Origin of the sequence: Syntrophomonas sp. (genome assembly GCF_028707975.1) — a bacterium.
Lineage (GTDB): Bacteria > Bacillota > Syntrophomonadia > Syntrophomonadales > Syntrophomonadaceae > Syntrophomonas.
In genome coordinates, this window is sequence record NZ_JAQVZX010000026.1 from 1 (window position 1) to 24,855 (window position 24,855).

Annotated in this window: 30 protein-coding genes; 16 read left to right on the plus strand and 14 right to left on the minus strand. The window is 42.9% G+C overall.

Features of this window, described 5'->3' with window-relative positions; translation table 11 throughout:
* Nucleotides 1-369: 369 nt before the first annotated feature.
* The 6 genes from PHP87_RS05385 to PHP87_RS05410 all read left to right on the plus strand — a co-directional run bounded on the left by PHP87_RS05385 (nt 370) and on the right by PHP87_RS05410 (nt 4,504).
* A complete protein-coding gene (locus PHP87_RS05385) occupies nt 370-1,056 on the plus strand; it encodes a polyphosphate polymerase domain-containing protein (protein ID WP_299919304.1) in 687 nt (228 codons plus the stop codon).
* Nucleotides 1,057-1,325: 269 nt separating this feature from the next.
* Nucleotides 1,326-2,018 (plus strand): DUF4956 domain-containing protein, encoded by a 693-nt coding sequence (locus tag PHP87_RS05390; RefSeq protein WP_299919305.1) that lies wholly within the window; start codon nt 1,326-1,328, stop codon nt 2,016-2,018.
* 14 nt (nt 2,019-2,032) lie between these two features.
* On the plus strand, nt 2,033-2,701 hold the full coding sequence (locus PHP87_RS05395; protein WP_299919306.1) for a hypothetical protein: 669 nt from the start codon (nt 2,033-2,035) through the stop codon (nt 2,699-2,701).
* A 222-nt stretch (nt 2,702-2,923) separates the two neighbouring features.
* Nucleotides 2,924-3,640: a thioredoxin-dependent peroxiredoxin gene (prxU, locus tag PHP87_RS05400; RefSeq protein ID WP_299919307.1), complete on the plus strand. Its 717-nt coding sequence runs from the start codon at nt 2,924-2,926 to the stop codon at nt 3,638-3,640.
* Between the two features lie 256 nt (nt 3,641-3,896).
* A complete protein-coding gene (locus tag PHP87_RS05405) occupies nt 3,897-4,100 on the plus strand; it encodes a type II toxin-antitoxin system VapB family antitoxin (RefSeq protein ID WP_299919310.1) in 204 nt (67 codons plus the stop codon).
* The gene (locus tag PHP87_RS05410) at nt 4,097-4,504 is read left to right on the plus strand and encodes a PIN domain-containing protein (RefSeq protein ID WP_299919312.1); all 408 of its coding nucleotides are present in this window, start codon (nt 4,097-4,099) and stop codon (nt 4,502-4,504) included. Before PHP87_RS05405 ends, PHP87_RS05410 begins: the two co-directional genes overlap by 4 nt.
* Here the strand turns inward: PHP87_RS05410 and PHP87_RS05415 are convergent.
* Nucleotides 4,481-4,669, minus strand: a complete 189-nt coding sequence (locus tag PHP87_RS05415) for a hypothetical protein (protein ID WP_299919314.1) — start codon at nt 4,667-4,669, stop codon at nt 4,481-4,483. The genes PHP87_RS05410 and PHP87_RS05415 overlap by 24 nt on opposite strands.
* Before the next feature lie 56 nt (nt 4,670-4,725).
* On the opposite strand from PHP87_RS05415, the gene PHP87_RS05420 reads away from it, so the two are divergent.
* Entirely contained in the window at nt 4,726-6,462 is a 1,737-nt protein-coding gene (locus tag PHP87_RS05420; protein ID WP_299919316.1) for an S-layer homology domain-containing protein, read from the plus strand.
* 307 nt (nt 6,463-6,769) lie between these two features.
* Here the strand turns inward: PHP87_RS05420 and PHP87_RS05425 are convergent, their stop codons facing one another.
* A complete protein-coding gene (locus PHP87_RS05425; RefSeq protein ID WP_299919320.1) occupies nt 6,770-7,654 on the minus strand; it encodes a serine protease in 885 nt (294 codons plus the stop codon).
* Between the two features lie 397 nt (nt 7,655-8,051).
* Between PHP87_RS05425 and PHP87_RS05430 the strand changes: the two genes are divergently transcribed.
* Nucleotides 8,052-8,696, plus strand: coding sequence for a zinc ribbon domain-containing protein (locus PHP87_RS05430; RefSeq protein WP_299919323.1), 645 nt, complete (start codon nt 8,052-8,054; stop codon nt 8,694-8,696).
* 50 nt (nt 8,697-8,746) lie between these two features.
* Here PHP87_RS05430 and PHP87_RS05435 read toward each other — a convergent pair whose 3' ends face one another.
* Nucleotides 8,747-8,935 carry a ferritin-like domain-containing protein gene (locus PHP87_RS05435; protein ID WP_011641568.1) on the minus strand — a complete coding sequence of 63 codons (189 nt, stop codon included), beginning with the start codon at nt 8,933-8,935 and terminating at the stop codon, nt 8,747-8,749.
* A gap of 237 nt (nt 8,936-9,172) precedes the next feature.
* Here PHP87_RS05435 and PHP87_RS05440 point away from each other — a divergent pair, with 237 nt between their 5' ends.
* From PHP87_RS05440 to PHP87_RS05450, 3 genes are all read left to right on the plus strand, one after another.
* Nucleotides 9,173-10,045: a DNRLRE domain-containing protein gene (locus PHP87_RS05440; RefSeq protein ID WP_299919331.1), complete on the plus strand. Its 873-nt coding sequence runs from the start codon at nt 9,173-9,175 to the stop codon at nt 10,043-10,045.
* A 348-nt stretch (nt 10,046-10,393) separates the two neighbouring features.
* Nucleotides 10,394-11,854 carry an MBOAT family O-acyltransferase gene (locus tag PHP87_RS05445; protein ID WP_299919334.1) on the plus strand — a complete coding sequence of 487 codons (1,461 nt, stop codon included), beginning with the start codon at nt 10,394-10,396 and terminating at the stop codon, nt 11,852-11,854.
* Nucleotides 11,855-11,865: 11 nt separating this feature from the next.
* Complete coding sequence (locus PHP87_RS05450) at nt 11,866-13,176, plus strand: peptidoglycan-binding domain-containing protein (protein ID WP_299919337.1); 1,311 nt, start codon at nt 11,866-11,868, stop codon at nt 13,174-13,176.
* Nucleotides 13,177-13,220: 44 nt separating this feature from the next.
* On the opposite strand, the gene PHP87_RS05455 is transcribed toward PHP87_RS05450, so the two are convergent.
* The 3 genes from PHP87_RS05455 to PHP87_RS05465 all read right to left on the minus strand — a co-directional run bounded on the left by PHP87_RS05455 (nt 13,221) and on the right by PHP87_RS05465 (nt 15,333).
* The gene (locus PHP87_RS05455; RefSeq protein WP_299919339.1) at nt 13,221-13,982 is read right to left on the minus strand and encodes a transposase; all 762 of its coding nucleotides are present in this window, start codon (nt 13,980-13,982) and stop codon (nt 13,221-13,223) included.
* 66 nt (nt 13,983-14,048) lie between these two features.
* Nucleotides 14,049-14,594 (minus strand): flavodoxin domain-containing protein, encoded by a 546-nt coding sequence (locus PHP87_RS05460; protein ID WP_299919341.1) that lies wholly within the window; start codon nt 14,592-14,594, stop codon nt 14,049-14,051.
* Nucleotides 14,595-14,673: 79 nt separating this feature from the next.
* On the minus strand, nt 14,674-15,333 hold the full coding sequence (locus PHP87_RS05465; RefSeq protein WP_299919343.1) for a Crp/Fnr family transcriptional regulator: 660 nt from the start codon (nt 15,331-15,333) through the stop codon (nt 14,674-14,676).
* A gap of 114 nt (nt 15,334-15,447) precedes the next feature.
* Between PHP87_RS05465 and PHP87_RS05470 the strand changes: the two genes are divergently transcribed.
* The 4 genes from PHP87_RS05470 to PHP87_RS05485 all read left to right on the plus strand — a co-directional run bounded on the left by PHP87_RS05470 (nt 15,448) and on the right by PHP87_RS05485 (nt 18,527).
* Nucleotides 15,448-16,152, plus strand: a complete 705-nt coding sequence (locus PHP87_RS05470; RefSeq protein ID WP_299919345.1) for a 4Fe-4S binding protein — start codon at nt 15,448-15,450, stop codon at nt 16,150-16,152.
* Between the two features lie 29 nt (nt 16,153-16,181).
* Nucleotides 16,182-17,762: a hydroxylamine reductase gene (hcp, locus tag PHP87_RS05475; RefSeq protein WP_299919347.1), complete on the plus strand. Its 1,581-nt coding sequence runs from the start codon at nt 16,182-16,184 to the stop codon at nt 17,760-17,762.
* Nucleotides 17,763-17,929: 167 nt separating this feature from the next.
* The gene (locus tag PHP87_RS05480; protein WP_299919349.1) at nt 17,930-18,298 is read left to right on the plus strand and encodes a cupin domain-containing protein; all 369 of its coding nucleotides are present in this window, start codon (nt 17,930-17,932) and stop codon (nt 18,296-18,298) included.
* 79 nt (nt 18,299-18,377) lie between these two features.
* Nucleotides 18,378-18,527: a hypothetical protein gene (locus PHP87_RS05485; RefSeq protein WP_299919370.1), complete on the plus strand. Its 150-nt coding sequence runs from the start codon at nt 18,378-18,380 to the stop codon at nt 18,525-18,527.
* Nucleotides 18,528-18,539: 12 nt separating this feature from the next.
* Here PHP87_RS05485 and PHP87_RS05490 read toward each other — a convergent pair whose 3' ends face one another.
* The gene (locus PHP87_RS05490; protein ID WP_299919351.1) at nt 18,540-19,148 is read right to left on the minus strand and encodes a class I SAM-dependent methyltransferase; all 609 of its coding nucleotides are present in this window, start codon (nt 19,146-19,148) and stop codon (nt 18,540-18,542) included.
* Between the two features lie 223 nt (nt 19,149-19,371).
* On the opposite strand from PHP87_RS05490, the gene PHP87_RS05495 reads away from it, so the two are divergent.
* Complete coding sequence (locus PHP87_RS05495) at nt 19,372-19,605, plus strand: hypothetical protein (protein ID WP_299919354.1); 234 nt, start codon at nt 19,372-19,374, stop codon at nt 19,603-19,605.
* Nucleotides 19,606-19,774: 169 nt separating this feature from the next.
* Here PHP87_RS05495 and PHP87_RS05500 read toward each other — a convergent pair whose 3' ends face one another.
* The 7 genes from PHP87_RS05500 to PHP87_RS05530 form a co-directional block, all read right to left on the minus strand.
* Nucleotides 19,775-19,999 (minus strand): hypothetical protein, encoded by a 225-nt coding sequence (locus PHP87_RS05500; RefSeq protein ID WP_299919356.1) that lies wholly within the window; start codon nt 19,997-19,999, stop codon nt 19,775-19,777.
* 155 nt (nt 20,000-20,154) lie between these two features.
* Nucleotides 20,155-20,916 carry a transposase gene (locus tag PHP87_RS05505; protein WP_299919339.1) on the minus strand — a complete coding sequence of 254 codons (762 nt, stop codon included), beginning with the start codon at nt 20,914-20,916 and terminating at the stop codon, nt 20,155-20,157.
* A 102-nt stretch (nt 20,917-21,018) separates the two neighbouring features.
* A complete protein-coding gene (locus PHP87_RS05510) occupies nt 21,019-21,597 on the minus strand; it encodes a hypothetical protein (RefSeq protein WP_299919359.1) in 579 nt (192 codons plus the stop codon).
* Between the two features lie 490 nt (nt 21,598-22,087).
* Nucleotides 22,088-22,390, minus strand: a complete 303-nt coding sequence (locus tag PHP87_RS05515; RefSeq protein WP_299919362.1) for a type II toxin-antitoxin system RelE/ParE family toxin — start codon at nt 22,388-22,390, stop codon at nt 22,088-22,090.
* Nucleotides 22,390-22,764: an AbrB/MazE/SpoVT family DNA-binding domain-containing protein gene (locus PHP87_RS05520; RefSeq protein ID WP_299919364.1), complete on the minus strand. Its 375-nt coding sequence runs from the start codon at nt 22,762-22,764 to the stop codon at nt 22,390-22,392. Before PHP87_RS05520 ends, PHP87_RS05515 begins: the two co-directional genes overlap by 1 nt.
* Before the next feature lie 456 nt (nt 22,765-23,220).
* A complete protein-coding gene (locus tag PHP87_RS05525) occupies nt 23,221-24,021 on the minus strand; it encodes an AAA family ATPase (RefSeq protein WP_299919367.1) in 801 nt (266 codons plus the stop codon).
* Complete coding sequence (locus tag PHP87_RS05530) at nt 24,022-24,681, minus strand: Mu transposase C-terminal domain-containing protein (RefSeq protein WP_299919369.1); 660 nt, start codon at nt 24,679-24,681, stop codon at nt 24,022-24,024.
* Between the last annotated feature and the right edge of the window lie 174 nt (nt 24,682-24,855).

Consider the following 24,855-nt stretch of genomic DNA (forward strand, 5'->3'; position numbering starts at 1 on the left):
GCAGCTCACTCAAGGCTTCAGCCAGCTGTCTTTCATCTTCCACCAGCAAAAGTCGCATATTAACCATCATTCCTTTCGCTTTGCGGGCATGCGCGGGCATGGGTGCGCGGGCATGGGGACGGTTCTTTTGCCCGCTTCATTTTCTTATTTATCCCCCATAGCTAGAGAGCACGAACACCAGTGATAAGGAATCAGATGGTGCTTGAGCGGCAAAATGTATTTGGCATAAGCTTAACCCCTTACTCCTACGCCTCACGCCTCACCCCCATATTAACATGTCAATCTTAAAAAGATCTTTAATCTTAAGATTCATTTAAGACAGGTATTTTATGATGGATATACAGTTAATATTCAAGGAGGTGATTCTGCATGGAGCAACCCAAATTAAGGCATGAAATCAAACACTATATCAATACTTCCGATTATATTACCTTAGTAAACCGGCTAAAACATATCGCAGTCCCAGACAGCTTTGCCGGAAGCGATGGCAGCTACCGGGTACGCAGTCTGTATTTTGACAGCCCGGATAACCGGGCCTTGATGGATAAAATCAACGGGATAAGCCGGCGGGAAAAGTTTCGCCTGCGTTTCTATAACAACGATCCATCTTTCATCCGCCTGGAAAAGAAAAGTAAAATTAATAGCCTCTGTTGGAAAGAAAAGGCTCCCCTTAGTCGGAAAGAGTGTGTAAAACTACTCGGCAATGATATGAACTGGCTGCTTTCTTCTAATAATGCTTTGCTGCAGGAGTTCTATATCCGGATAAGGCAGCAGCTCTTGTGCCCCAAAACTATAGTCGATTATAGACGCGAAGCCTATATCTTTGAACCGGGTAATGTGAGAATTACCCTTGACAGCCAATTGCAAAGCGCTCTTTTTTCCCAGGATTTCCTGAATCCAAAATTGCCTACCATAGCCATGGCTCCACCCGCTACGATCATTTTAGAAGTAAAGTTTGATGAATTTCTGCCGGAACTGATAAGAGATATCATCCAAACCAACCAGCGCCGCAGCAGTTCCATTTCCAAATATGCCGCCTGCCGGGCATTGGGCTGATCTGAGACGGGAGATTAGCGCGGTACCCCTTGAGCCGCAAGACAAGCCGCAGGTGTTGCCCATGCGAAGACTGCGAGCGGTATATTTTACAAACCAATGAATATTAATAACCTTTTGTAGTAGAACTCCTCATGGCCAGAGGCCACAACCACCGATGAAAAGTGAGTTAGTAGGGGCTTGAATGCTAAGATGTAGTAGGAATCAATTAACCCCTCACCCCTTACGCCTCACGCCTCACTTTTCTTATTAATCAATGGGAGGTAGAATTAATGAACCCGGTCGAACAATTCAATTTTAATGACATCTTTAAATCCAGCTTTTTAGATAAAGTAACCTCGTTCTCTATGCTGGATACCGCTATAGCCCTGGGACTGGCTTTTATACTGGGGCTCTTTATTTTTATGATTTATAAAAAGACCTTCAAGGGAGTCATGTATTCCGCCAATTTTGGTGTTTCCCTGCTGGCAATGACCCTTATAACCACACTGATAATCATGGCCATCAGCTCCAATGTCATTCTCTCCCTGGGTATGGTCGGTGCCTTGTCCATAGTCCGTTTTCGTTCCGCTATCAAAGAACCCATCGATATCGCCTTTTTGTTCTGGGCCATTAGCATCGGTATTGTATTGGGTGCCGGGCTTATTCCCCTGGCCATCTTCGGTTCCTTGTTCATCGGGATAATCATGCTTTTTTTCGTAAACCAGAAGAGTAGCGACAACCCCTATATATTGGTAATAAACTGCGCTGACGACGAGAGTGAGCAAAAGGCCTTGGATTATGTGAAAGGAAAGGTTAAAAAACATGTGGTGAAAGCAAAAACGGTTGCGGTCAGCAGCGGAGTGGAGCTGACGGTGGAAATCAGGTTAAAGGATATGTCTACTAAGTTCGTAAACGAAGTCAGCCGTATTGACGGGGTAAATAATGCGGTACTGGTAAGCTACAACGGTGAATATATGTCTTAATGGCGGTGAGAGCAATGATAACGAGCAAATACCTGAATATACTGGTGCTTATACTGATGTCACTTGCTGTTCTGGCTGCGGGTTTCCTGACGCTGTACCCCCACCATCCGGATACCGCTGCCCCAGCCGAGCCTGAATATGCCAGTAAGCTTTTTAATAAAGAGCAAATTATGGAGATAAATATTGAAATGGAGCCGAAGGATTTTGACTGGATTATAGATAATGCTACCCGGGAAGAATACCGGCAGGCGGATGTTACTATAAACGGCAACACTTATCACAATGTAGGCATCAGGCCCAAAGGCAATTCCAGTCTGAGAATGGTGGCTCAGGATAAAAACAGTGATCGTTTCAGCTTCAAGGTCAAATTTGAGGCCTTGGAAATTATGCGGGAGGCTGAAGGCGGTCAATTATCCGCAGCCCAGATAGCCCGGCTCCAAGAATTGGGCCTGGACGACAGCATGATTGATAGGATGAAAAATATGCCCACGGACATGGAGGGACGAAATGAATGGGCTCCCCCCGGGAATAGAGCCAATGCCCCGGATGGCCCCTTCGGAGGTCGAGATTTAAGCGGCAGAATTACTAGTACAGAAATAGCTTATGTGGCTGTCGCAACATTAAGTATTCTGCTCGGCTTGTTATTTGTCTGGAAATACAAAAGAAGAAAGTATTCCAGTTAGAACCTTAGTGTATTTTCGTTACTAACAAGTGGGACATATACGCTTCTGAGAGGAATTACTCCTAATGGCAATTTCTTCGCTCTTTTATTAATGTTGCAATGGGGTAGACCATGTTCGTTCCGGAAGATTAATTGGTTACGGGATTTAATAAAAGCCGTTTGTCGAATCTTGCTATATTATAATATTATGTTATAATTCTAACATGGGAAGGAGGTTCGATTTATGCCGGAAGAATTCAAAGCAGGTTGTAAAAGGCCCCCTATTAAAAAGCCCTCTATCACAAGCGAAGAAAATGAACAAATTATTATCAAGGAGGCGAAATCATCTATGGTAAAAGTAGGTAAGCCAGCCCCGGATTTTACTGCTTCTGCTTATTCAGCAGGTAAATTTTTCAACGTAAGTCTCTCGGAGTTTAAAGGCAAATGGGTGCTATTATGCTTTTATCCAGGTGATTTTACCTTTGTCTGAGCTACTGAAATTTCAGCAGTTGCTGAAAAGTATGAAGAGTTCAAGAATTTAGGTGTCGAGGTTCTTTCCTGTAGTGTTGACAGTATCTTTGTACACAAAATGTGGAATGACCATGAATTATCGAAGATGATAAATCGGGATATTCCTTTTGCCATGCTTTCAGACCAGGATGGCAGTATTGGTAAAATGTATGGCATTTATGATGAAGATAGTGGCATTGAAACCCGGGGAAGATTTATCATTGATCCGGACGGGATCATTCAGGGGTTTGAAGTGTTAACGCCGCCAGTCGGTAGAAATGTCAAGGAATCTATCCGGCAAATTCAAGCCTTCCAACTGGTTAGAGCTTCGGAAGGAACAGAGGCAACCCCATCCGGATGGAGACCAGGCAAACAAACACTAAAACCCGGGCCGGATTTGGTCGGCAACGTATGGAAAGTATGGAAAGTAAGTGAGGCTTTTGAAGAATAAATTGTGATTCGATTGAGCTTATTAATGGGGACTATCTGTTAAGGATAGTCCCCATTTTTTTCGTTAATATTTAAAAGGTCGTACTTAAAGCATTTATTCCACTGCCCCCCCCCTTTTGGGGTACACATTTTGAGCCCATTAGATGGTTGTATTACAGGTTCGGGGTATACCAATATCTGTTGGTTCATCTCCATCGAAAATTGTATTGACCGAACAAATCCTAGATACTATTATGTGTATAAGGAGGTGTATAGCCATGCGCACCAATATTGTAATAGACGATACCTTGATGCAAAGGGCAATGGAGGTTTCTGGTCTTAAAACCAAAAAAGATGTTGTGGAAAAAGCTATGATAGAATTCGTGGAGCGCCGTACCCGTAAGGACTTGAAAGAATTGCGCGGCAAAATACAGTTTGCCGACAATTATGATTACAAGGCTATGCGGGAGGGACGAAAATGATATTGGTTGACACTTCAGTACTCATCGGTTTTCTTAAAGGGCAAATCAATGAAAAAATTCAACTTTTTGATCAAGTCTTGTCCCGTAATATAGATTTTGGTTTTTCCTCCTATACCTTTCAGGAGGTTTTACAAGGAACACAAAATGAAAAGGAATATGAAAAATTGCGTGACTATCTCTCAACCCAAATCATTTATTTTTTGCCTGAGAAAACAGCTACCTATGAAAAAGCCGCTCGGCTCTATTTTGACCTGCGTCGCAAGGGTATAACACCCCGCAGCACAATAGATGTTCTAATTGCACTCACCGCCATAGAAAACAATCTCTTGCTTCTGCACAATGATCGTGATTTTGATTTGATGGCCGAGCAGATAGAGACTTTAGATATCCTTAAGATGATATAAATAAGGAAGGTAAAGGCTAAAAACCTTAAAAAGCAATCCGGTATCTGACCTGGGATCGATTACGTCACTTGCTTTACCGATACCGCTATGGCCCCAGAAAAAAACCGGAACCAGGGCTGAACAAGCGAAAAGGGACAGTGCCACTATTTCCCTTGATACCCCCAAAAAACTATTTCCTCCTTCGTATATATAAATAAGAACAGCTAAAGGAGGAAAGATTTATGAAGAGAACCCTGTCGTCCATACTGGCTCTGCTGCTGGTAGCGTTGCTGTCCACGGGTGTAATGGCCAAACCGGATAACGGCCATGGCTTGGGAAACAGCAATAGCAATCCAAAAGCCGAAAACAGCCAAAAGCTATCGGCCCCAGGCCAGCAAAAACAAATGGAAAGCCGTAGTCAGGAAGAAAAATCGCTAAAATCAGAACAAAAAGACATCAAGCAGGAACAAAAGACAACCCGGCAGGAACAAAAGACAACCCGGCAGGAAGAGAAAGTAGCTAAACAGGAACAAAAGGCGGTCAAGAAATCCCTGCAAGAGCGGGTAAAAACATCCCTACGCGAGGAGTACCGGTTCTATAACAACGATAATCCCGTTCAGCGGAAAGCTGTTAGCTTTACCGATAGCCAGCGTCACTGGGGAGCCCGGTGTATCGAAGAAATGGCGGCTATTGGGCTTTTGCGGGGTTATCCTGATGGGACATTTAAGCCCGATCAGAAGCTAACTCAGGCCGAAGCTCTTTCTTTGGCCATGCGTGTGGCTGCCGACGATGCTGCCAGGGATGCCAGCGATGAAGAAGTAGCAACAGATGAAGAGCAAAGTAAATTAGCCGATGTTCCGGCCTGGGTAAGGGGAGATGCTGATAAAGCCGCTAAAAAGGGCATTATCAAACTGAACCGTTTCCATTCGGCCGTACAGGCTTCCCGTGTCCAGGTAGTGGTTATGATTGCCAAGGCTCTGGGATTGGAACCTGCAGATACCACCAATGTTCCCTTCAAGGATGGGCTTCTCATTTCCCGAGAGGATGTCGGTTACATTCTGGTTCTCTACGAGGAAGGAATTATCTCCGGCAACCCCAATGGGAACTTCAACCCCAACAGTGCCATCACCCGGGCGGAGATGGCAAGCATACTGCAGCGACTTTTGAACAAGGGTGAAATTATATCCGTAAGCCTGCCAGCTACAGCCACTGTACAGCAGGGTAAATCCATCACCCTCCAGGCTATCGTTAAATACAGCGATGGCAGCAGCGATAATAATGTTAAATGGTCCAGCAGCGACAGCAACCTGGCTACTGTAGAAAATGGAGTGGTTACTGCCGCCGCCGATAAAACCGGTACACTTAACATTACCGCTACCGCCAGCCGGGGCGAGTCAAGCAAGTCGGCCACTTGTGAAGTCACCGTTGTAGAAAAACTGCCAGTCATTGCTGCCAGCCTGAAAGAAACGGGCAAAGTAGGCGGGCATGATGGGCAGGTATATCAAGAATACATTTTTGAGGTAGATACCAAGCAAATCAGCCTGGCCCAGGATAATGTCAAATCCATCAGCCTGCAAAAGGACAATGCTGATACGCTGCAGCTTACCCCCAATACTGACAGCACCCTGTGGTTTAATGTTCAAAAGCCTTCTGGTAAATACAGTCTCAAAGTTGTAGACAAAGACGATAAGAACTATGAAGCTATTCTGGACTGGACAGCTCCCGTTGAAGCAGCTGCCGTTGCTACCGGCAGGAGCGGAGAACATAATGGCAACAGCTACAGTGAATACAAACTGGGGGATCTCGACCTGTCCAGCTTTACCTGCATGTTCCAGATAAAGCCCGATGGCCAGGTCAGCGAGCTTACGGCCAACAGCGACAGCAACCTGTGGTTTAAAACCAATGCCCAGCTTACCGGCCAGCATATTTTTCTCATTAAAAAGAGCAATGTCTGGTACTCTTCCACTATAAGCATCTAATTATTTGGGTGGTTAATAAGAAAAGTGAGGCGTGAGGCGTAAGGGGTTTAATTTATTTCCTACTACATTTTACTATTTCAGCACCTACTAACTCACTTTTCATCGGTGGTTGTGGCCCCCGGCCATGGGGGTTAATACGCTAAAGCCCGGTTCCTGTTAAAATGGGGACCGGGCTTTTATTTTTTCTTTAAGCATCGGAATAAACTGCGAAGCCGTTTCAACAAGTGCTGCAGTGAGGTGGGGCATTAGAACCCGCCGCCTTTTTTGTTAACGGGAACCGACCTCTTTAAGGAAGCGGGGTACATATTCACCTGGTTTCGGTATAATTCAGGGCAGTGGCGGGAATAGCCAGGGCGCGCTCCTGCTCTTCACCATCGAGTTTAACGGTTCCAATGGCAAAAATGATGCCTACCAAGCACCCCTTTTCATCTAATACCGGGCTGCCGCTGCTGCCGGGAGCAATGGGGGCATTAATAGTAAACGCCGGCATTCCGGCATCAGTTTCAAAATACTCTTTCACTTCACCCCGGGAAGATATGCGCTGGAATCCACGGGGGTTACCGATAATGGTAACAATTTGTCCTCGCTCCACCATCTGCTCTGTTTCTACGGCCACGAATGGAAGGTCCTTGGCTTTCAGTCTAATAACCGCCAGGTCATAGCCATCAATGATTTCCATGTCCCGGCTAAAATAGCTCTTTTCATCGCTAAAACTTACTTTAACCGATTCTGCCCCTTCCACCACATGACGATTGGTAATTATCATCCCCTCGGCTTCCAGGTTAATACCGGTTCCCTGACTGCTCAACGCATCCCCGGTTTTCTTGGCCTGAATATTTACTACCGCCGGTTTACAACGAAGCACCAAATCTTCCTCAGATAAAGCCTGGTCCTGTTGTAAAAAATCCAGATGGGGCGGCCACAAAAACGGCAGCCAGGCATAGGCAAAAGCTATAAAAGCCAAGAGAATTACGACAGCTCCGATTTTGAAAACCGGCCGACTTCGTTTACTCCCACTAGAGGCCTCGTCTTCCTCCAACATTTCCAGGTATTCATCTAGCGTATCATCATATTCCCCTTCGCTCTGTAGGTAATCTTGTTCATCCATCTTCTCACCTGCTTTGCCATGTTCTTCGTCAAAAAAAGGATTTGCAGTAAGGTCACTATATTTTTTCTTTAATGACTTTTTCATCAATTATAACGCATCGGAACCATATAGTTGACTTTCCAAAAATCTGCCTCTTTCTACGTCAAAAGAACTCTTCTGCGAAAACCCCCTTTTCATAATTGCTTACGTTCTGCAGGCATGAGGTTTAACATGCAAATTAAAAACCGGCATAAGTTATGGCATAAGTTATGTAGTATCGATACGCCCGTTTATATGCTGGACGGCCAGGTAGTAGAAAAGGGGCCAAACGATAAAATTTTCACATATCCCCAACATGAAAAACTCGGGGATTCATTTCCGGCTTATTCGGTTAGTACTCCCCTCTTGAAAGCGAGAGAATTCCCTCCCTTGATAGCGTTTGTATATGCTAGAATTACAAATAAATATAAAAGCTTGCTAACCATTTAAAGGAGGGTAAACTATGGCGGACAGGATCGAATTTGTTAAAAATTATAGTGATCTCAGCACTAATAAGGGCTTTCAATTCGAGTTTTACTGCGACCGCTGCGGAAGCGGTTACCGGACACGCTTTAAACCAAGTATCACCGGTACAGTAACCGGCGTATTAGACACTGCCGGTAGCTTGCTGGGTGGATTATTTAGCAGTGCAGCTGATGTTAGTGAAAGAGTTAGGTCTGCTTCCTGGGAGAAATCACACGATGAGGCCTTTGAAGATGCCTGCAACGAGCTAAAACCTGATTTTATACAGTGCCCGCGCTGTTCATCCTGGGTGTGCCGCCAGAAGTGCTGGAACAATAAAAAAGGTCTATGTAAAGAATGTGCCCCTGACCTGGGAGTAGAAATGGCTGCAGCCCAGGCTAGTAAATCAGTAGAGGAGGTATGGGCACATGCTGCCATGGCCGAGGAGGACAAGAAACTTGGTCTGGAGAATTGGCGGGAGAATGTACGAGCTAGTTGTCCGCAATGCGAGGCACCTCTAGCCAGCAATGCCAAGTTCTGTCCGGAATGTGGGGCCAAACTTAAAGCAGCACAATTCTGCCCGTCCTGTGGAGCAAAAGTAAACCCCGGCAGCAAGTTTTGTGCAGAATGTGGGGAAAAAATCTAGCAATATTGACTTGGATTAAAGGCGAGAGCTACGAACTCTCGCCTTATTTTTTAGTCATCCAGGTTATAGACTGCTAACCAGAATTTAGCGTGTCCATACTCATCACCAGCAATACTGAGTATCAGGGTCTTGAGCTCTACATTGTTTACCATATTAGCCATTTGTGCATACATTGCTACTGCACCAATTTCATCTGCAATCGCTTCCCACACCATCTGTTTGAAGTTTTGACATGTCACCCCTCTTCACCTCCCAAATTTTTATCCGCCTGGTATTTTGCGGTAATTTCATTATATGTTTTCCAGTTCATTTGGTTACTGCTTCCTCTATGTCAAATGAGGCAAGCGGGATGTTTTAATATAGTTAAACTATATCCAGGCTGGGAAAGAGCATTTTGTAATTATTGTGTTTATATGGAACATTTCCCATATCAGAACCATAAGATGGTGCATAAATCTTTGGAGGTGGTTATTCCGATGAACTCAAAAGACCTTAACTCCATGTTAGCCACGGCTATGGAAAAGAAATCGAAATTACTGGAACTTTATCAGGATATCTCTTCCCAGATGCCAGACCCGAATTTGCAAGAAGAAATAACGCAAAACATACTTTCCAGCGAGAAGAAACACGCTGCCTTGCTCCAGAAACTGATGCAGAAGCTTTCTGATAAAACCACTTCAGTTAATGGGGAGAAAAGTAACCCGGCAAGAACTAGGATAACTGATCCCGAAACTAAGAACGAGCTTGCTATTAATGATAATAATGATATAGAGGATCAGTCCGCTTTTACCGCTGAGTCCCAACGGGAAGAAAATCAAGTAAAAGTCCTAATCATAACCCCCAATCATGAAAGCTATATAAGCAAATATTATGCCAACCACAACTATAGAAACTCACTATCAAGCTATATAGGCCGCGATCTTTCCTCCGGGGATATTTATCACTCACTGCTGCACTTTGATATGCGACCACTATCCAAGCAGGCGCGGATCATTGAGGCTAGCCTGATATTAAACCTGTGTAGAAACGAGGTTGCTTATAAAGACCCAGTACTAACAATAAGGCCAGTAATCGAAGCTTGGAATGAAAGTACGGTCACCTGGAACACGCAACCACAAAGCAGTACTACCCAGCATTATTCTACGGAGATCAAACCCAAGCACTTTCGTTTCCTGAACATTGATATAAGCGATCTGGCCAGGGAATGGCACCAGCAGCCAGAACATAACCAGGGTTTCATTATCACCGGTTTAGAAAATAACGGATTGTTGGGATTTAGGAGCAAACGCTATTTTGAGGAATCTAAACGGCCAATTTTACTGCTGGAATTTACGCTTGACGGCTACTAAATTGCAGCTTTTGTTATTAAAATGGAGATATGAAGGCAGCTAGCTGGGAGAGATAGCAGCAAGCAGCCTTAATATATTTTGGAACGAGGCGGCCCTTAGGCCGCCCCTATTTCGTCCATCCCGCAGTTGTTTCAGGAAGATTTGACAGCTCGTTCTTAACAATATTGCCTACCTGTTGTCCACCAAAAACAATGACTTGATACCATAGCATTTACTTTAGGTTCTCAAGTTCGGAAAAAGTATGTAAATATTGTGAATCACCAATGTGTTTCATAAAATTCTGTGATAATATAGTCGAGGATACGACAATTATTATAGTTGCGAATGACTATTCAGAGGGGTACGGAATTGCAGTTTAACTCCTACATATTTATCCTGGCATTTTTGCCATTTACATTAATCGCTTATTATCAATTGCATAAATTGGGATGGAACTTGCTGGCCAAAGCTCTGCTCCTGGTCATGTCCGTGGTTTTTTATTCGTATTTCAACTTTAGATATCTTTATATCATTTGCGCCGGCATACTTCTAAACTACTTTTTTTCGAAACTATTGCTGGCCTCCGGGCGAACTGTTCCGCAGAAAAAGTGGCTTCTTTTTATTGTAATCAGTTTAAATCTACTGATACTGTTTTACTTTAAATACTTCAATTTCTTTATCGAAAATATGAATCTGCTGTTTCAGGCTTCATTTGAGCTGAAAAATATCATCCTGCCATTGGGTATCAGCTTCCTGACCTTTCAGCAAATTGCCTACGTGGTTGACTCATACCGGGGAGAAACTGCGGATTATAGTTTCCTGGACTATGCAGTTTTTGTGGCCTTTTTTCCACGCTTGATTGCAGGGCCTATCGTTTTACATCACGAATTCATGCCCCAGCTTAACGAAAAGAAAAATCATAGCATAAACTACGAGAATTTTTCATATGGTATCTTGATGTTCGCCATTGGTCTGGCTAAAAAAATCTTTATTGCCGATGTTTTTGCCAAAGCGGTGACCTGGGGCTATGCTTCGGTTGGATCATTAACCTCTCTGGATGCGTTCATTGTAATGTTGTCTTATACCTTCCAGATATACTTTGACTTCAGCAGTTATACTGATATGGCCATAGGTATTGGACTGATGTTCAATATCAAGCTGCCGCTCAACTTTAATTCACCCTATAAAGCTCTGTCGATCCAGGATTTCTGGAAAAGATGGCATATAACCTTAACCAGATTCCTGACCAAGTATATATATATCCCGCTGGGCGGCAACCGTAAAGAACCAGTCCGGACTTACGCCAATATTATGATCGTGTTCCTGATCAGCGGTTTCTGGCACGGAGCTAATTGGACCTTTGTTCTATGGGGGTTCCTGCATGGCCTGGCCAGTGTCTTGACCAGAAGGTTTACAACCCAATGGAATAAGATGCACAAGGTCGTGCAATGGTTTTTAACCTTCTTATTTGTCAACATTGCCTGGGTGTTCTTCAGAGCGGACTCGATCACCCAGGGTTTCACCATTATCAAAAGAATAGCGGAGTTTCAACCTCTGGCGGTTACGCAAACCCTTTTGGAATGTTTTGAGCTGCCGGTAATCACCAGGCTGGAAAACCTGCTTCATGTGGTAAACCCCAGTACATGGGTCAACGGACTTGATATGATATTGTTTTTGGCTTTCACCTTTGTCATTATCCTTTTGTTTAAGAATTTGCATGAGATTGAGTTTAAACCCACGGTGGTCAACGCTGTATTCACCGTGGTTCTGCTGCTGTGCTCTATATTGTTCATGTCATCGATTTCGGCCTTTATCTACCAGGGATTTTAAGGGGTGTGGTGATGAACGGAAATAAATGGGTCGCTTTTGTTTTGGGGGCTACATCCGTATGCCTGCTGGTATTGATGATGATTAACATTATCGTTGATCCGTTTATGCAGTATCACTCACCGCTTTCCAAAATGAAGCCTTACTATAAATACACCCAAGAATACGCTATGTATTGGCTGATTGGCCGCGTTAAAAACACACCTACTGAGGCGGTGATCGTCGGTTCGTCGTTATCAAACTTTATTTCCAGCGATAAACTAGGTGAACAGTCAGGGCTCAGGGTTATATCATTAAGCAAATCAGCAGGCAGACCCAATATTTATACCTTGTTTCTACGGGAATCACTGAAAAGGAACCGGCTGCAAACCATCTATTATGAGTTAAACTTTCCCCATTTGCACATGGAGTATGAAGGCGATATACCATTATATCTCTATAACTCCAATCCAATCGATGATGTTAAATATGTTTTAAATAAAGAAGTATCGAAAATGAGCGCCTTTATACTGATTAATTGGTTAGGCGATAAATTTCAGCCGGGATATGATAAGCGGGATAAGATTCCTGCGAAAACCGTATTTGAGGTGGACAGAAGCCAAAGCACCAGCATATACAGTACCCTGGCGGTTGCCCGCAGCCTCTACGTCCGTCATGGCAAGGTGGCTGATAAGAGTTCTGTGATCGATTATCGTACAAAAGCTAAGAAAAATGTTGAGCAAAATATTATTCCCTTTCTGAAAGAGAATCCTGCGATCAAATTTGTGTTTATTGTTCCCTGTATAAGCATTCTGAACACCTATGACCTAGTCTATGAGGGTACGGTCGATGATTATTTGGCCATTCATAAAGAGATTATGCTCAGTATATTGAAATATGACAACGCTGAGATTCATATGTTCAGCGACCTGGAAGGCTTTGTCGACGATCTTGATAATTATAAGGATAGGGTACATTATGCACCGGCAGGCGGAGATTTGATATGTAATGGGCTTAAGACCGGAACATATAAAGTCACCCCGGAAAACATTGATGAAAGATTCCGGCACTTGAAGTCGATGGCTGACTCCTTTGAGATACCCTTTTTGAAGGAAGGGTTTACCGGGGATGATGTCCTGGAAATGAAGCAGCAGCTAATCGCACTGGGCTATAATTGCCGGGCAAACCAGGTCTATGACGGGCAAACCAGAGATGTAGTGGCAGAGTTTCAGGCTGATCATAGGCTGGAAGTAACGGGCATCGCCACTGCGGAAACCCGGGCGCTCTTGTGTGTCATGTGTCATGGGGACGCATGTGTCATGGGGACGGGGGTTTTGTCACACTAGGCTCTTTGGATAAGGTGTGTCATGGGGACGGGGGTTTTGTCACACTAGGCTCTTTGGATAATCCCCCTGCCAATTCCCGTCAACCTCTCTATTTGTCTAATTGATAAGCCATAACCTTCCTTCAACTCTTTTAAGTATTGATTTCTCTTATTAACATCAAACTTATGCAAATCTAGCGCATTATAAATATGACAATGATCCTTGATTATTTTTTTAGCATCTTCATCCGTTAACTGCCGTTTTCCCGGGATATCCAGACATTTATCATCGTTCGTTTTGTTTATATACTCAATGAAACTCCTTATTGCTCTTTCTCTATTTGTATTAAAAATATCAAGAACAAAGTCCGTATCGGTTTTATTGCTTCCTTCAATGTAGTCAGTATAATTAGTCCACTTATAATCTTTAATTTTAGTTACTATACCAGCTTTTACAGGATTCTGAAATATATATCTAAGTACTGTTAGAAAATATCCATCATCTTCTACAGGCTCGCTTTTAAATCGATCCTGAAATAAGTACCCTACCCTGTCATACTTTTTGTTGTACCATAAAACATAGCTGCTACATATCCTTCGCATTACATTCCCTAGGGGTTCCGTGCCTTCCATCAACAGTAAATGGAGATGATTACCCATCAAACAATAAGCATATAATCTGTATTTACTAATCGCCTTGTATTTCTGCAAGGTTTGAATAAATTTGACGCAATCTTCATTCTCCTCAAACACAATCTGACGATTAATTCCTCTCATAATAACATGGTATATTCGACTCTTACTTTTTATCCTTGCCACTCTTGGCACAAAAATCACCTCTGTGGTAATTAATACCACATATAATCATTGTGTGTCAATACCCCCGTCCCCTTGTCACTCTGCCTTCCAAGAATCCATAATTGCATTGATAATTGGAACAATCGCTTTCCTGTTCGTAAAGTCGACAACTCTTCCATAAGTAGCTATCATACCTTTAGAATCGTCGTCCAATTCCTCCTTCTTTTTAAACTTCAATGATTTTACCAGAAGATACATTAATGTTTTATCCAACAGGTTCATTTTCTTATAATTAAATCCCCCGCGCAACAGATAAAGTGATACTCTATTCTGCATTTCGGGGGTAAAGTTGCTTCCTTTTACCTCTGCAAGTGCGATTTCTTTTTTTAATGTAGCTCCCACAGCAACAACAATTATTTTTTTGTTTTTGAGCTGAGCATAGTTTTTCTTTATCAACGAGAAACCCAGTATCCCGCCAGCATACAATCCCCCACAGTAAACGATCGTATCATAATCTAAAAGAATATTGAGCTTGACGTTGTCGGCTATAAAAATATCAGCCTTGACATCTTCGGCAATCCAATGCGCATATTTTTCCGTGCTGCCATATTTAGATTTATAGACCACCGCAATTTTTGCCATAAAGAACCCTCCTTACCCCGTCACCGCGTCAATAAAATTCCCCAACCCCATTTCGATGATTATGCCGGCAAGGTTAAGGTCAGTCTCTAGTCATGCAAAAGTGGTTCTTGTTAAACTCTATGAGTCCTTCATCTCTCATTTTGCATAGTTCTCTAGACAAGGCGCTTCTGTCCACATATAGGTAATCTGCCAGCTCGCTTCTGTTCAACGGTATTATAAAATCAAAAGATTTGGCCTCTTTTGCCTGTATGAGAAGATACGCCTTCAGTTTATCCCGCAAATTTCTTTTCGATGTAATCTCTAGTTTTTGATTCATTTGCAAGTTCTTTACGGCAAGTACTTTCATCATATTTTCTATTAGCTTGGCATGAAATACGCAACTCATAGAGCATGTATTGATTATCCGGCGAAACTGAATCCACATGATTTCGCTTTTTTCAGCGGCAACAACTGTGACCGGTGACTTTTGTATTCCGGCACAAGCGAAGGCTTCACCGAACATTTCATACTGCCCGATATGATCAACAATCGATCGGTTCCCGGAAAAATCCTCTTTCACAATCAGGACTGCCCCCCACAAAACAACCCCCACATGATCCACATTATCTTCCGCCATTATAATAATACTTCTTTTTTCATATTGTTGGTTTTTCACACCGAGACAGGACAGCATAACAGACAAATCATCTGCTTTAATATCATTAAATAATTTAACGTTTTTCCCCAAATCTCTTTGCATATACAACTCACATCCTTTTATTATGGTTAAATTTATCATGTTTGTGTTGCATTTGCAACCGATTGAAGCAAAACGTTTATGATATAGTATTTACAGAGAGGAGGGAAGGATGGCATGATCAGAAAAATCATTAGGATTGATGAATCCCTGTGCAATGGATGTGGTCTGTGTGTCGAAGCATGTCATGAGGGCGCAATAGGAATTTTAAACGGCAAGGCTAAACTGCTGCGGGACGATTACTGTGACGGACTAGGAGATTGTCTGCCGGTCTGTCCAACCGACGCAATTTCTTTTGAAGAACGAGAAGCCGCCCCATACGACGAGAGTGCTGTACAAGCGAAAAAGCAATGCGAGGCCGAAAACAGCATCCTGCCCTGTGGCTGTCCCGGTACCAATGTAAAAATGATTGAACCTAAAAACGACCATCCAGCACAAGATTGTACCAATCCCATGCAGTCACAGCTCAGGCAATGGCCCGTTCAAATTAAGCTTGTGCCTATAACCGCGCCCTACTTTGAGAGTGCTAATCTGCTCATTGCAGCAGATTGTACGGCTTACGCCTATGGTAATTTCCATGATAAATTCATCAAAAATCGCATCACGCTTATCGGTTGCCCGAAGCTGGACAGCGGAAGCTATACCCAGAAACTGACAGAAATCTTAAAGGCAAACAACATAAAAAGCGTCACCATTGTACGCATGGAGGTTCCATGCTGCGGCGGTATCGAAAACGCTGTCAAAGCGGCACTCCGGGACTGCAGAAAAATGATTCCCTGCCAGGTATTCACCATTTCCTCTGACGGAAGGATTTTAGACTAACAAAACAAAAATGGATGGAGGTAATCATAATGGCAGATATGTTTTGTTTTCAGTGTGAGCAGACCACAAAATCAATCGCATGTATTGGTAAAGCAGGTATTTGCGGCAAAAAAGCGGATACTGCCAAATTACAGGATGAACTGACCGGCGCGCTCGTCGGCCTGGCGCGTGCAGCACAGGTGAATAAACCTAATGCAGCGACACACCGCACCATGCTGGAAGCCCTTTTTACCACAGTCACCAACGTAAACTTTGACAACGAAGCAATAACCCGCCAGATTGAAGCGGTCCGCAACGCGAAAAATACTTTGCTAGCTCAGGTTGGAAACCCTGGTGTCAATACCGGTGATTATGATATTGAAAAGCTGTGGAATGACAACGAGGATATTCGTTCACTGAAATCTCTGCTCCTGTTCGGTCTGCGCGGTATGGCCGCCTATGCCTATCATGCACTGATCCTGGGGTATAGCGATGAGGAAGTTAACAATTTCTTCTATAAGGGCATGTTTGCTATCGGTGAGGATTGGGGTATGGACGAACTACTGCCCCTGGTAATGGAAAGCGGCACCGTCAACCTCAAATGCATGGAGATGCTGGACAAAGCAAATACGGAAACTTACGGAACACCCGTGCCCACAACTGTACCGCTTACCATTGAGAAAGGTCCTTTTATCGTGGTAACGGGCCATGATCTATATGACTTGTATCAGCTGTTAGAGCAAACCAAGGGTAAGGGCATTAATATTTATACAAATGGCGAGATGCTTCCCGCCCATGCATATCCGAAACTGAAGGCTTATCCCCATCTTAAAGGTAACTTTGGCACCGCATGGTATAACCAGCAAAAGGAACTTGACCATATTCCCGCACCTGTTCTCTACACCACCAACTGCCTGATGCCGGTAAAAGACAGCTACCGTAATCGCGTCTTCACCACCGCGGTGGTAGCTTATCCGGGAATGGTGCACATCGACGAAGCTAAAGACTTCACACCAGTCATTGAAAAGGCACTGGAACTGGGAGGTTATACCGAGGAGCACAGAATGACCGGTATTAACGGAGGAACACAGGTAACAACCGGCTTTGGGCACGGTACTGTACTGTCGGTTGCAGATACGGTAATCGATGCCGTTAAAGCTGGAGCCATTAAGCACTTCTTCCTGGTCGGCGGCTGTGACGGCGCTAAATCCGGTCGCAACTATTATACCGAGTTTGTTCGCCAAACACCTCAGGACAGTGTGATTCTGACGCTGGCCTGCGGCAAATACCGCTTCAATGATTTGGATTTGGGAGAAATCGGCGGACTACCTCGTATCATGGACATGGGACAGTGCAACGATGCCTACAGTGCAATTCGTGTCGCAGCAGCACTTGCTGAAGCTTTTGGCTGCGGTGTGAATGAACTGCCTCTTACCATGGTTCTCTCCTGGTATGAACAGAAGGCGATCAGCATCTTACTGACACTGCTGTCTTTGGGTATCAAAAACATCTACCTGGGGCCAACACTTCCGGCCTTTGTTTCTCCTAACGTCCTGAATTATTTAGTGGACAACTTCAACATTTCCCCGATTTCGACACCTGATGAAGATCTGAAGAAAATCCTCGGATAATCTATGCAGCAGGGACTGTCTCAAGATGGCGCATTTCGGGATAATCCCTTTCAAGAGCAATAGACACTATTCGTTCAGAGCAGATTCAGCCAAATGCTAAGTTAGCTAATCGATTCGAAGAAAGTAAAAATAACCTTATTAGTTTAAATATATAGGAGGCGGTCTAAATGGAAATTATCAAAGTGAATGAGTTGCCCTATATGCAGACTGGCTGGGGTATAAAAGGTAGGCCGATCATAGACATGCCCGAAATTGGTATTATCAATTTGCTTCTCGAACCAGGAGAACAGGTTCCTTCCCACAAAACACCGGTGGATGTGCTTTTTCAAGTTATAGAAGGCGAAGGTATTATTACTGTAGGCGAAAAAAGTGCGATAGCTTCATCCGGGGATATAATAATAAGTCCAGCACAAATACCACATAGTCTGGAAGCTACACAGGGGTGCCTGTTTTCGGTTTATGTTATCAAAGTTCCGAACACTAAAAAGAATGCTGTAAAGGACCCCAATAAACCGAAACAACACCACCGCCCATAAGGCATAAGAGAAAATCTTCGGAGCTTTTCTTAAAAATATCCGAACAAGAATAACACCGGTAGCCACATAGGATGCAGTGATGCTGGATTCCAAGGGCGAGGTCATGATGCTGACAATTATGGCCTCCCTCGCCCAACAAGAAAGCCAATCTTTAAGTCAGAACATGAAGCTAGGTCTGCAGTATCGTTACCAGCAAGGCGAAATCCAAATCAACTGTGGGAAAACTTAGTAATGTAATGCATTAGTCTATTTTACAAATATACATCGCAGAACGCTTGCCGGTATTGATGACTTTAAGATTGCCGAACTGTTGCATTAATTCATCCCTGATGTTTCCTATGAAGTTAAAATAGTCTCCGCCTTCCAGCCATTCTGCAATGTCGCTAATCAATGAACGGTGTTCGTTATAGTCTAACAAAACAACTGTATGCCTTGCCACTCTTTTCATCTCATTGTAAAGGATCAGCCTCTCCTTTGGCATAAGCCCGTGGGCCACATAGGATGTTATGGCCAAGTCAAAACTTCTTTTACGGAATGGGAGCCCATTAAGCGCATCGCCACGAATAAACCGAATAAACGGTTCGTTTGGTTCTATTTTCCCAGCCTTTTTCGTAGCAATCGCAAGCATAGCTTCGGCAGGATCTAGCCCGGTCACCTCCAGACCATATTCTTGAAACACCTTGCATAGTGCTCCTGTACCGCATCCTATGTCGATGACGCTTCGATAGGTGGAAAAATCCAACTCGTCTTTGACATTATTCAAAATGTAGCGGTAGTTCCCCACTTGCCAATTAAAAAAAAGACCGTAAACAATGGCAATTTTATTGAATACGAATAGTTTTTTCCCCATCTTCAAATCCTTTCTATCCGAAGCAGCACTAGCTCATTTTTTGCTTATGTAAAATAAAAAAGTATCCTTTCACTTATAGATACGAATTTACTATTTTACCCTTGTCCAGGCCTATTATAAGTGATGATACTCAGCGGCAATTATGTTGTAGCCATGGTGGATATCGACTTTTAAAAGTTTAATGACCAATTATGGTCATGATGTGGGTGATTAGGTATTAAGAATGGTGGCCTCCAAATTAAACCAGGTTACCGTGGGAGGAAGAGCCTTTCGCTATGGTGGAGAAGAGTTTGTAATTATATTTTTCCGAAAAAAACTGGCCGATGTAATACCCCATCTGGAAATACTACGTCAGAATATAGCCCAGGCCGAGTTTTCCATCCGAAGTAAAGACCGACCCAAAAAACCGAAGAAAATCAAGACAGCTCAACAGACCAAAAATTTTCCGTTACAGTAAGCATCGGTGCAGCCGAAAAAAGCCACCTCCTTGACCGGCGCACCCTCAGCCAATACGGTTTGTTCTTCTTAATGATTCCATAGACTATGCCAATAATTGAGGCTATTGCAATCAAAATACCAATCGCCATAATTTTTACCTCCATAAGCGAATGATGAAATAGCGGCTATTAATGAGGAAACGCTATTTCAGCCGCAACCCAAAAAATAATCAGCAGTCCAATTGGTATAGACAATAAAACAAATAATGATCTGTCTTTATTTTTGAAAATTGAAATGACACCCGAAACAAAGCCAATCATTCCCAACCCGGCAATTAATGGTGAAGGAAACGGAAGTCGGATTGCAATAGCTAAAGCCGATAACTTTAAAACCATCAATGCAATAAAGAGCAAAGTTAATATAGCTGCCCATTTCCCACTCTTCGTTTTTGGCTAAATCTGAATCTTCATAATACATTTCTCCCTTCTTATTCTTTATTTTCCCATATTTTCCCATGCGTGTCCGTGTCATGGGGACGCCGTGTCATGGGGACGGGGGTTTTGTCACACTAGGCTCTTTGGATAATCCCCCTGCCAATTCCCGTCAACCTCTCTATTTGTCTAATTGATAAGCCATAACCTTCCTTCAACTCTTTTAAGTATTGATTTCTCTTATTAACATCAAACTTATGCAAATCTAGCGCATTATAAATATGACAATGATCCTTGATTATTTTTTTAGCATCTTCATCCGTTAACTGCCGTTTTCCCGGGATATCCAGACATTTATCATCGTTCGTTTTGTTTATATACTCAATGAAACTCCTTATTGCTCTTTCTCTATTTGTATTAAAAATATCAAGAACAAAGTCCGTATCGGTTTTATTGCTTCCTTCAATGTAGTCAGTATAATTAGTCCACTTATAATCTTTAATTTTAGTTACTATACCAGCTTTTACAGGATTCTGAAATATATATCTAAGTACTGTTAGAAAATATCCATCATCTTCTACAGGCTCGCTTTTAAATCGATCCTGAAATAAGTACCCTACCCTGTCATACTTTTTGTTGTACCATAAAACATAGCTGCTACATATCCTTCGCATTACATTCCCTAGGGGTTCCGTGCCTTCCATCAACAGTAAATGGAGATGATTACCCATCAAACAATAAGCATATAATCTGTATTTACTAATCGCCTTGTATTTCTGCAAGGTTTGAATAAATTTGACGCAATCTTCATTCTCCTCAAACACAATCTGACGATTAATTCCTCTCATAATAACATGGTATATTCGACTCTTACTTTTTATCCTTGCCACTCTTGGCACAAAAATCACCTCTGTGGTAATTAATACCACATATAATCATTGTGTGTCAATACCCCCGTCCCCTTGTCACGTGGTACTTCACCACATCTTCAATATACACTTTTACTTGATATCATCAGTCATATCGTAAATCTCCAATGCGAACTGAAAACCTTCATATGTAGTCAGCATCTTGCCCAGCTCATCCCAGGAAAATGCTTTCCCATCGATTACTACCATAGGAATACTTTCGTTTCTCTCATCGTATTCAAATCTGCCCACTACTTCATCGTTCTTTATGATAATACGTTTACCAAAATAAGAATCTTTACTGATTTTGAGATATCTCTTAAATATTGTCTTTTTAATCTTGGCTTCCAGCTTATCGAAAAGTACCGCTTGATCACAATCCAGGTTGTCCATTACCGCTACTTTGAATCCAGGACTTTGGTCAACCGTTATCTCATCTGCTTCATAGCCGATTCCAACTGGATGTACAATCTGGTTAATCCTAAACGTATGCTTTTTACCTCTTATGCCGGTATATTCGTAAATGCCGTTCCTAAAAGGTATAAGGTCTATACCTAAATATTCAGCAGCGAGGTTGTTGTTACATTCCCAGCAAAGGTGGAGATTTTCTCCACTGGGTGTCCCCACATGTATATCAACTTGATTTTTTTTGCATATATCACATAGGTTCATAGATTTTTACCTCCTTCATACTCCCCACACACGACCCTAACCCTATTTTACGTCTGCGGCAACATATCTTCCAGCATTATAAATGTACGATTCCCGGTACTTTACCCCCGATATATCCTTACCACTGTCTCCACGTGTGTTTTGAGAGAAAGGTGATACTAATACGCGAAAATACAGGATTTTGCGCAAAAGTATACCCCCCCCCTGAAATGAAGGGGGTTATCGATCGTCCACCGGAAATTCCGGTCTTAACTGGCCGCCTCTTCCTGACAATAGGGATGTGCTTTTGGCAGAGGTTAAATCACTGAAAAAAGAGATATATCGTAAACAAATGGAACTGGACATACTAAAACAAGGCGGCGGAAATCATAAAAAAGACTAGGGCATCAATCTACGGAAGCTGACGAATAAGGAAAAAGCCAGCCTGATTGATGCCCTAAGGACGGAATCACCGCTCGTGAGGGCGGGCGCTGGGGATAAACCCTTAAAGCTATTTACGAGGATGCTGCATATATCGTTTTAGTTCTTCATAAAAGTTTTCGCGGGTACCAGCAAGAATAACAACTACCTTTTCTCCGTTTTCTTCAATAACTGTATAGGCAAGCTCGTAGTTGGTCTTGTTATAAAAAATATCACAGCAATATACACCACTAAGATCGCCGGTTTTGGGATCTCCCAAATATGGATCTAGCAGAAGCTGGTCAATAGTGGCTTTGAACTTATCTTTGAGCGGTTTCTCTTTTAGCTTCTTAAGGTAGCGCGCAACGGGAGGTAAAATGATCAGTTTTGCCATCACTCTGCCTCCGAGCCAAAAACATCTTCATACGTATTGCTTGATGCTTCGCCTTGAGCAGCCCGATGGGCTTCATCAAGTAAGCGTTCCACCGCAGGGCGGATCTGACGACGTGTTTCTTTAAATTTGCCCAGGAGTTCTTGTCCGGACAAACCCTGCCCTATTAAATCAGCTAAGATCTGTTCGTCAAATTCACCGCTGCTTTCCCGAACGGGGCGGATCACAATGGTATCGTTCTGGACGTAGCATTCGACTTCCTTATCAATGCCGACACTGTTATAGAACTCAATCGGTATAGTTATCTGGCGCTTTTGAGATACAGAGATACGTTTTATTAACATAGGATTTTCCCCTTTTACTTGCGTCTTAGACATTCGTATTCCTCCTTTGGTAGTATATGCTGATTAAGCAAACAGCATTCAAGGATTCTTTGAACTAATATTATCAAAGAAACAAAGTATCCTCAAGGGTAGGGGGATCAAAATCTCTTCAGCCCTGCCCAGGTCAACAGGCGGCGGGTCACGCGCACAAAAACCACGATTCAAACGGGGGATTAAACCCCGCACAGCAAGGAGAAACTTTCAAAATAGTATCCGTTTGCCTCTCAGTTCCCCCTGCCTATTAGTTCTTTCTTGATATTCATTGTGAATTCTCACATTAATCCTGCCATAATTCTCAAATTAAAACCACCTCATATTGAGCCATTATGAGTTAATTTTGCAGATTAACCCGATAAAAATATTTCATTTCTCATTTTAAAGTGGTATCCAATTTGATTAAACCAAAAGCCGCCAGAATCAAATAACTCCAGCGGCTGACCGGTAGTAAGATTAGAAATTCAATTCACTTTGAGCTTGATAGACAGTTTCTTCATCAACCTGTCTTTGCTTTTTCTCACAAGCATACAGGAGGCAATTTGTAGCCAGGCTGTTTACCAGCCGTGGTACTCCATTGGTAACGCCATAAATAGCTTCCATCGATGGTGCCGTGAAAAGTTCTTCATGTGTACCACCAAAGGCCAGACGGGTTTTCAGATACCCTCCTAATTCATCTTTTTGCATGTTACTCATCATATGTTTCACTACAATCCGCTGCCTTAAAGGATTATTCACATTCAAGGCTAACTTGCTGCGGATCAGGGGTTGTCCTGCCAGGATTAAGATGAATGGATTTTCTGAATCCATATTGAAATTAAAAATTATCCGTAAATCCTCTAGCAACTTGTTGGAAGCCATGTGAATCTCATCTAAAATGATAACAGGTGTAACCCGGCGCTCATAATACATGGAACCAATTGCCGACTGAATCTGGCGGAAAAGATCTACCTTCTTATGCTTAGGTTCTTCGCCCAGTTCCAAGGCTAATCCCCGATAGAATTCCTGTACCGTTACCGTTGCCAGGGGAAAATAAAAGGATTGAAATAAAGCCGGGTTCAAACTTTGAGCATATTGGCGTAAAGCCGTTGTTTTACCGGTACCGGCCTCACCAATGATAAGACCAATTCCCCTTGCCCTTTGAAGATACATGAGGCGGGAAGTAAGCTCCTCTAGATTGTTACTTAAAAATAATTTATCTACTGGAATCTCTTTGGTGAACGGATTGAATTTCAAGTTAAAGAATTGGGTGAACATTTAACCCTCCCCCTTTTCTTCATTGGGTAGGTTGGGATTAGATACCTTGGAGATGCTGGTAAAAGATATATGATTGTAGCTTTCATCGGAAACATTTTTGGTCTCGTTGTCAGTGTCTATGAAATCTTCAGGCTTAACCCTTGCTGGTCTGCCCGGGCCTTTTCTTTTCACATGGGCATTATCATGGAAGTTAACCTGCCTTGCTTCTCCAACCTTTTTCCCTTCATGATAGAGAAGAATGGGTTTATTTGAATTCGATAGCCATTCCGGGTCATATCTTACCTCTACCCGGGAATTAGCCAGGTGCTCATCCGTTTCATACAGGATGTTATCCAGTGATAAAGTAGCATCATGCTTTACCTTACGCTTTACCCTCAATAAAAAGTATTCATCAAGCAGGGCCGGATTCGGAAAAATCTTAATCCGCTCCGATTGCGCCATAAAAAAATCCAAGGGACTCATTTTAAGCTCACTATGGACTTTGCGGTGATAATCCTCCTCAAGCCATTGCCAGTAAAGCAGATTCAACTCATCAATATCTTTAATTTCAGCAGGGTTTATCTGACTTAAAAACCTTAACCTGACGGTGCGGAAAAACCTTTCAATTTTCCCGCACGTGTTGGCCTGAAAGGGAGGGGAGTGTATGAGGGAACAGCCCATTTGGGCACAAACCAGCTGCATTTGGGCGGACCGGAAGATTTTGCCATTATCGAACCAAATGGATGAAAAGAGCTTGCGCTAAAATGGGGATTCGTTTACTTTTTGCCAAGCCCTATTCTCCTGAAGCTACCGGGAAATCAGAACGATTTAACCGGGTAGTAGATTCCTTCCTGG

What these genes read in the sequence shown, in the direction of transcription:
- PHP87_RS05395 (WP_299919306.1), top strand. Translation starts at nt 2,033, where the DNA reads ATGATAACGAGCAAATACCTGAATATACTGGTGCTTATACTGATGTCA.
- PHP87_RS05425 (WP_299919320.1), bottom strand. Translation starts at nt 7,654, where the DNA reads ATGAAAAAGTCATTAAAGAAAAAATATAGTGACCTTACTGCAAATCCT.
- PHP87_RS05390 (WP_299919305.1), top strand. Translation starts at nt 1,326, where the DNA reads ATGAACCCGGTCGAACAATTCAATTTTAATGACATCTTTAAATCCAGC.
- PHP87_RS05385 (WP_299919304.1), top strand. Translation starts at nt 370, where the DNA reads ATGGAGCAACCCAAATTAAGGCATGAAATCAAACACTATATCAATACT.
- PHP87_RS05440 (WP_299919331.1), top strand. Translation starts at nt 9,173, where the DNA reads ATGAACTCAAAAGACCTTAACTCCATGTTAGCCACGGCTATGGAAAAG.
- hcp (WP_299919347.1), top strand. Translation starts at nt 16,182, where the DNA reads ATGGCAGATATGTTTTGTTTTCAGTGTGAGCAGACCACAAAATCAATC.
- PHP87_RS05460 (WP_299919341.1), bottom strand. Translation starts at nt 14,594, where the DNA reads ATGGCAAAAATTGCGGTGGTCTATAAATCTAAATATGGCAGCACGGAA.
- PHP87_RS05430 (WP_299919323.1), top strand. Translation starts at nt 8,052, where the DNA reads ATGGCGGACAGGATCGAATTTGTTAAAAATTATAGTGATCTCAGCACT.
- PHP87_RS05520 (WP_299919364.1), bottom strand. Translation starts at nt 22,764, where the DNA reads ATGTCTAAGACGCAAGTAAAAGGGGAAAATCCTATGTTAATAAAACGT.
- PHP87_RS05410 (WP_299919312.1), top strand. Translation starts at nt 4,097, where the DNA reads ATGATATTGGTTGACACTTCAGTACTCATCGGTTTTCTTAAAGGGCAA.
- PHP87_RS05470 (WP_299919345.1), top strand. Translation starts at nt 15,448, where the DNA reads ATGATCAGAAAAATCATTAGGATTGATGAATCCCTGTGCAATGGATGT.
- PHP87_RS05420 (WP_299919316.1), top strand. Translation starts at nt 4,726, where the DNA reads ATGAAGAGAACCCTGTCGTCCATACTGGCTCTGCTGCTGGTAGCGTTG.
- PHP87_RS05525 (WP_299919367.1), bottom strand. Translation starts at nt 24,021, where the DNA reads ATGTTCACCCAATTCTTTAACTTGAAATTCAATCCGTTCACCAAAGAG.
- PHP87_RS05450 (WP_299919337.1), top strand. Translation starts at nt 11,866, where the DNA reads ATGAACGGAAATAAATGGGTCGCTTTTGTTTTGGGGGCTACATCCGTA.
- PHP87_RS05490 (WP_299919351.1), bottom strand. Translation starts at nt 19,148, where the DNA reads ATGGGGAAAAAACTATTCGTATTCAATAAAATTGCCATTGTTTACGGT.
- PHP87_RS05480 (WP_299919349.1), top strand. Translation starts at nt 17,930, where the DNA reads ATGGAAATTATCAAAGTGAATGAGTTGCCCTATATGCAGACTGGCTGG.
- PHP87_RS05530 (WP_299919369.1), bottom strand. Translation starts at nt 24,681, where the DNA reads ATGGGCTGTTCCCTCATACACTCCCCTCCCTTTCAGGCCAACACGTGC.
- PHP87_RS05465 (WP_299919343.1), bottom strand. Translation starts at nt 15,333, where the DNA reads ATGCAAAGAGATTTGGGGAAAAACGTTAAATTATTTAATGATATTAAA.
- PHP87_RS05405 (WP_299919310.1), top strand. Translation starts at nt 3,897, where the DNA reads ATGCGCACCAATATTGTAATAGACGATACCTTGATGCAAAGGGCAATG.
- PHP87_RS05515 (WP_299919362.1), bottom strand. Translation starts at nt 22,390, where the DNA reads ATGGCAAAACTGATCATTTTACCTCCCGTTGCGCGCTACCTTAAGAAG.
- PHP87_RS05510 (WP_299919359.1), bottom strand. Translation starts at nt 21,597, where the DNA reads ATGAACCTATGTGATATATGCAAAAAAAATCAAGTTGATATACATGTG.
- PHP87_RS05485 (WP_299919370.1), top strand. Translation starts at nt 18,378, where the DNA reads ATGCTGGATTCCAAGGGCGAGGTCATGATGCTGACAATTATGGCCTCC.
- PHP87_RS05495 (WP_299919354.1), top strand. Translation starts at nt 19,372, where the DNA reads ATGGTGGCCTCCAAATTAAACCAGGTTACCGTGGGAGGAAGAGCCTTT.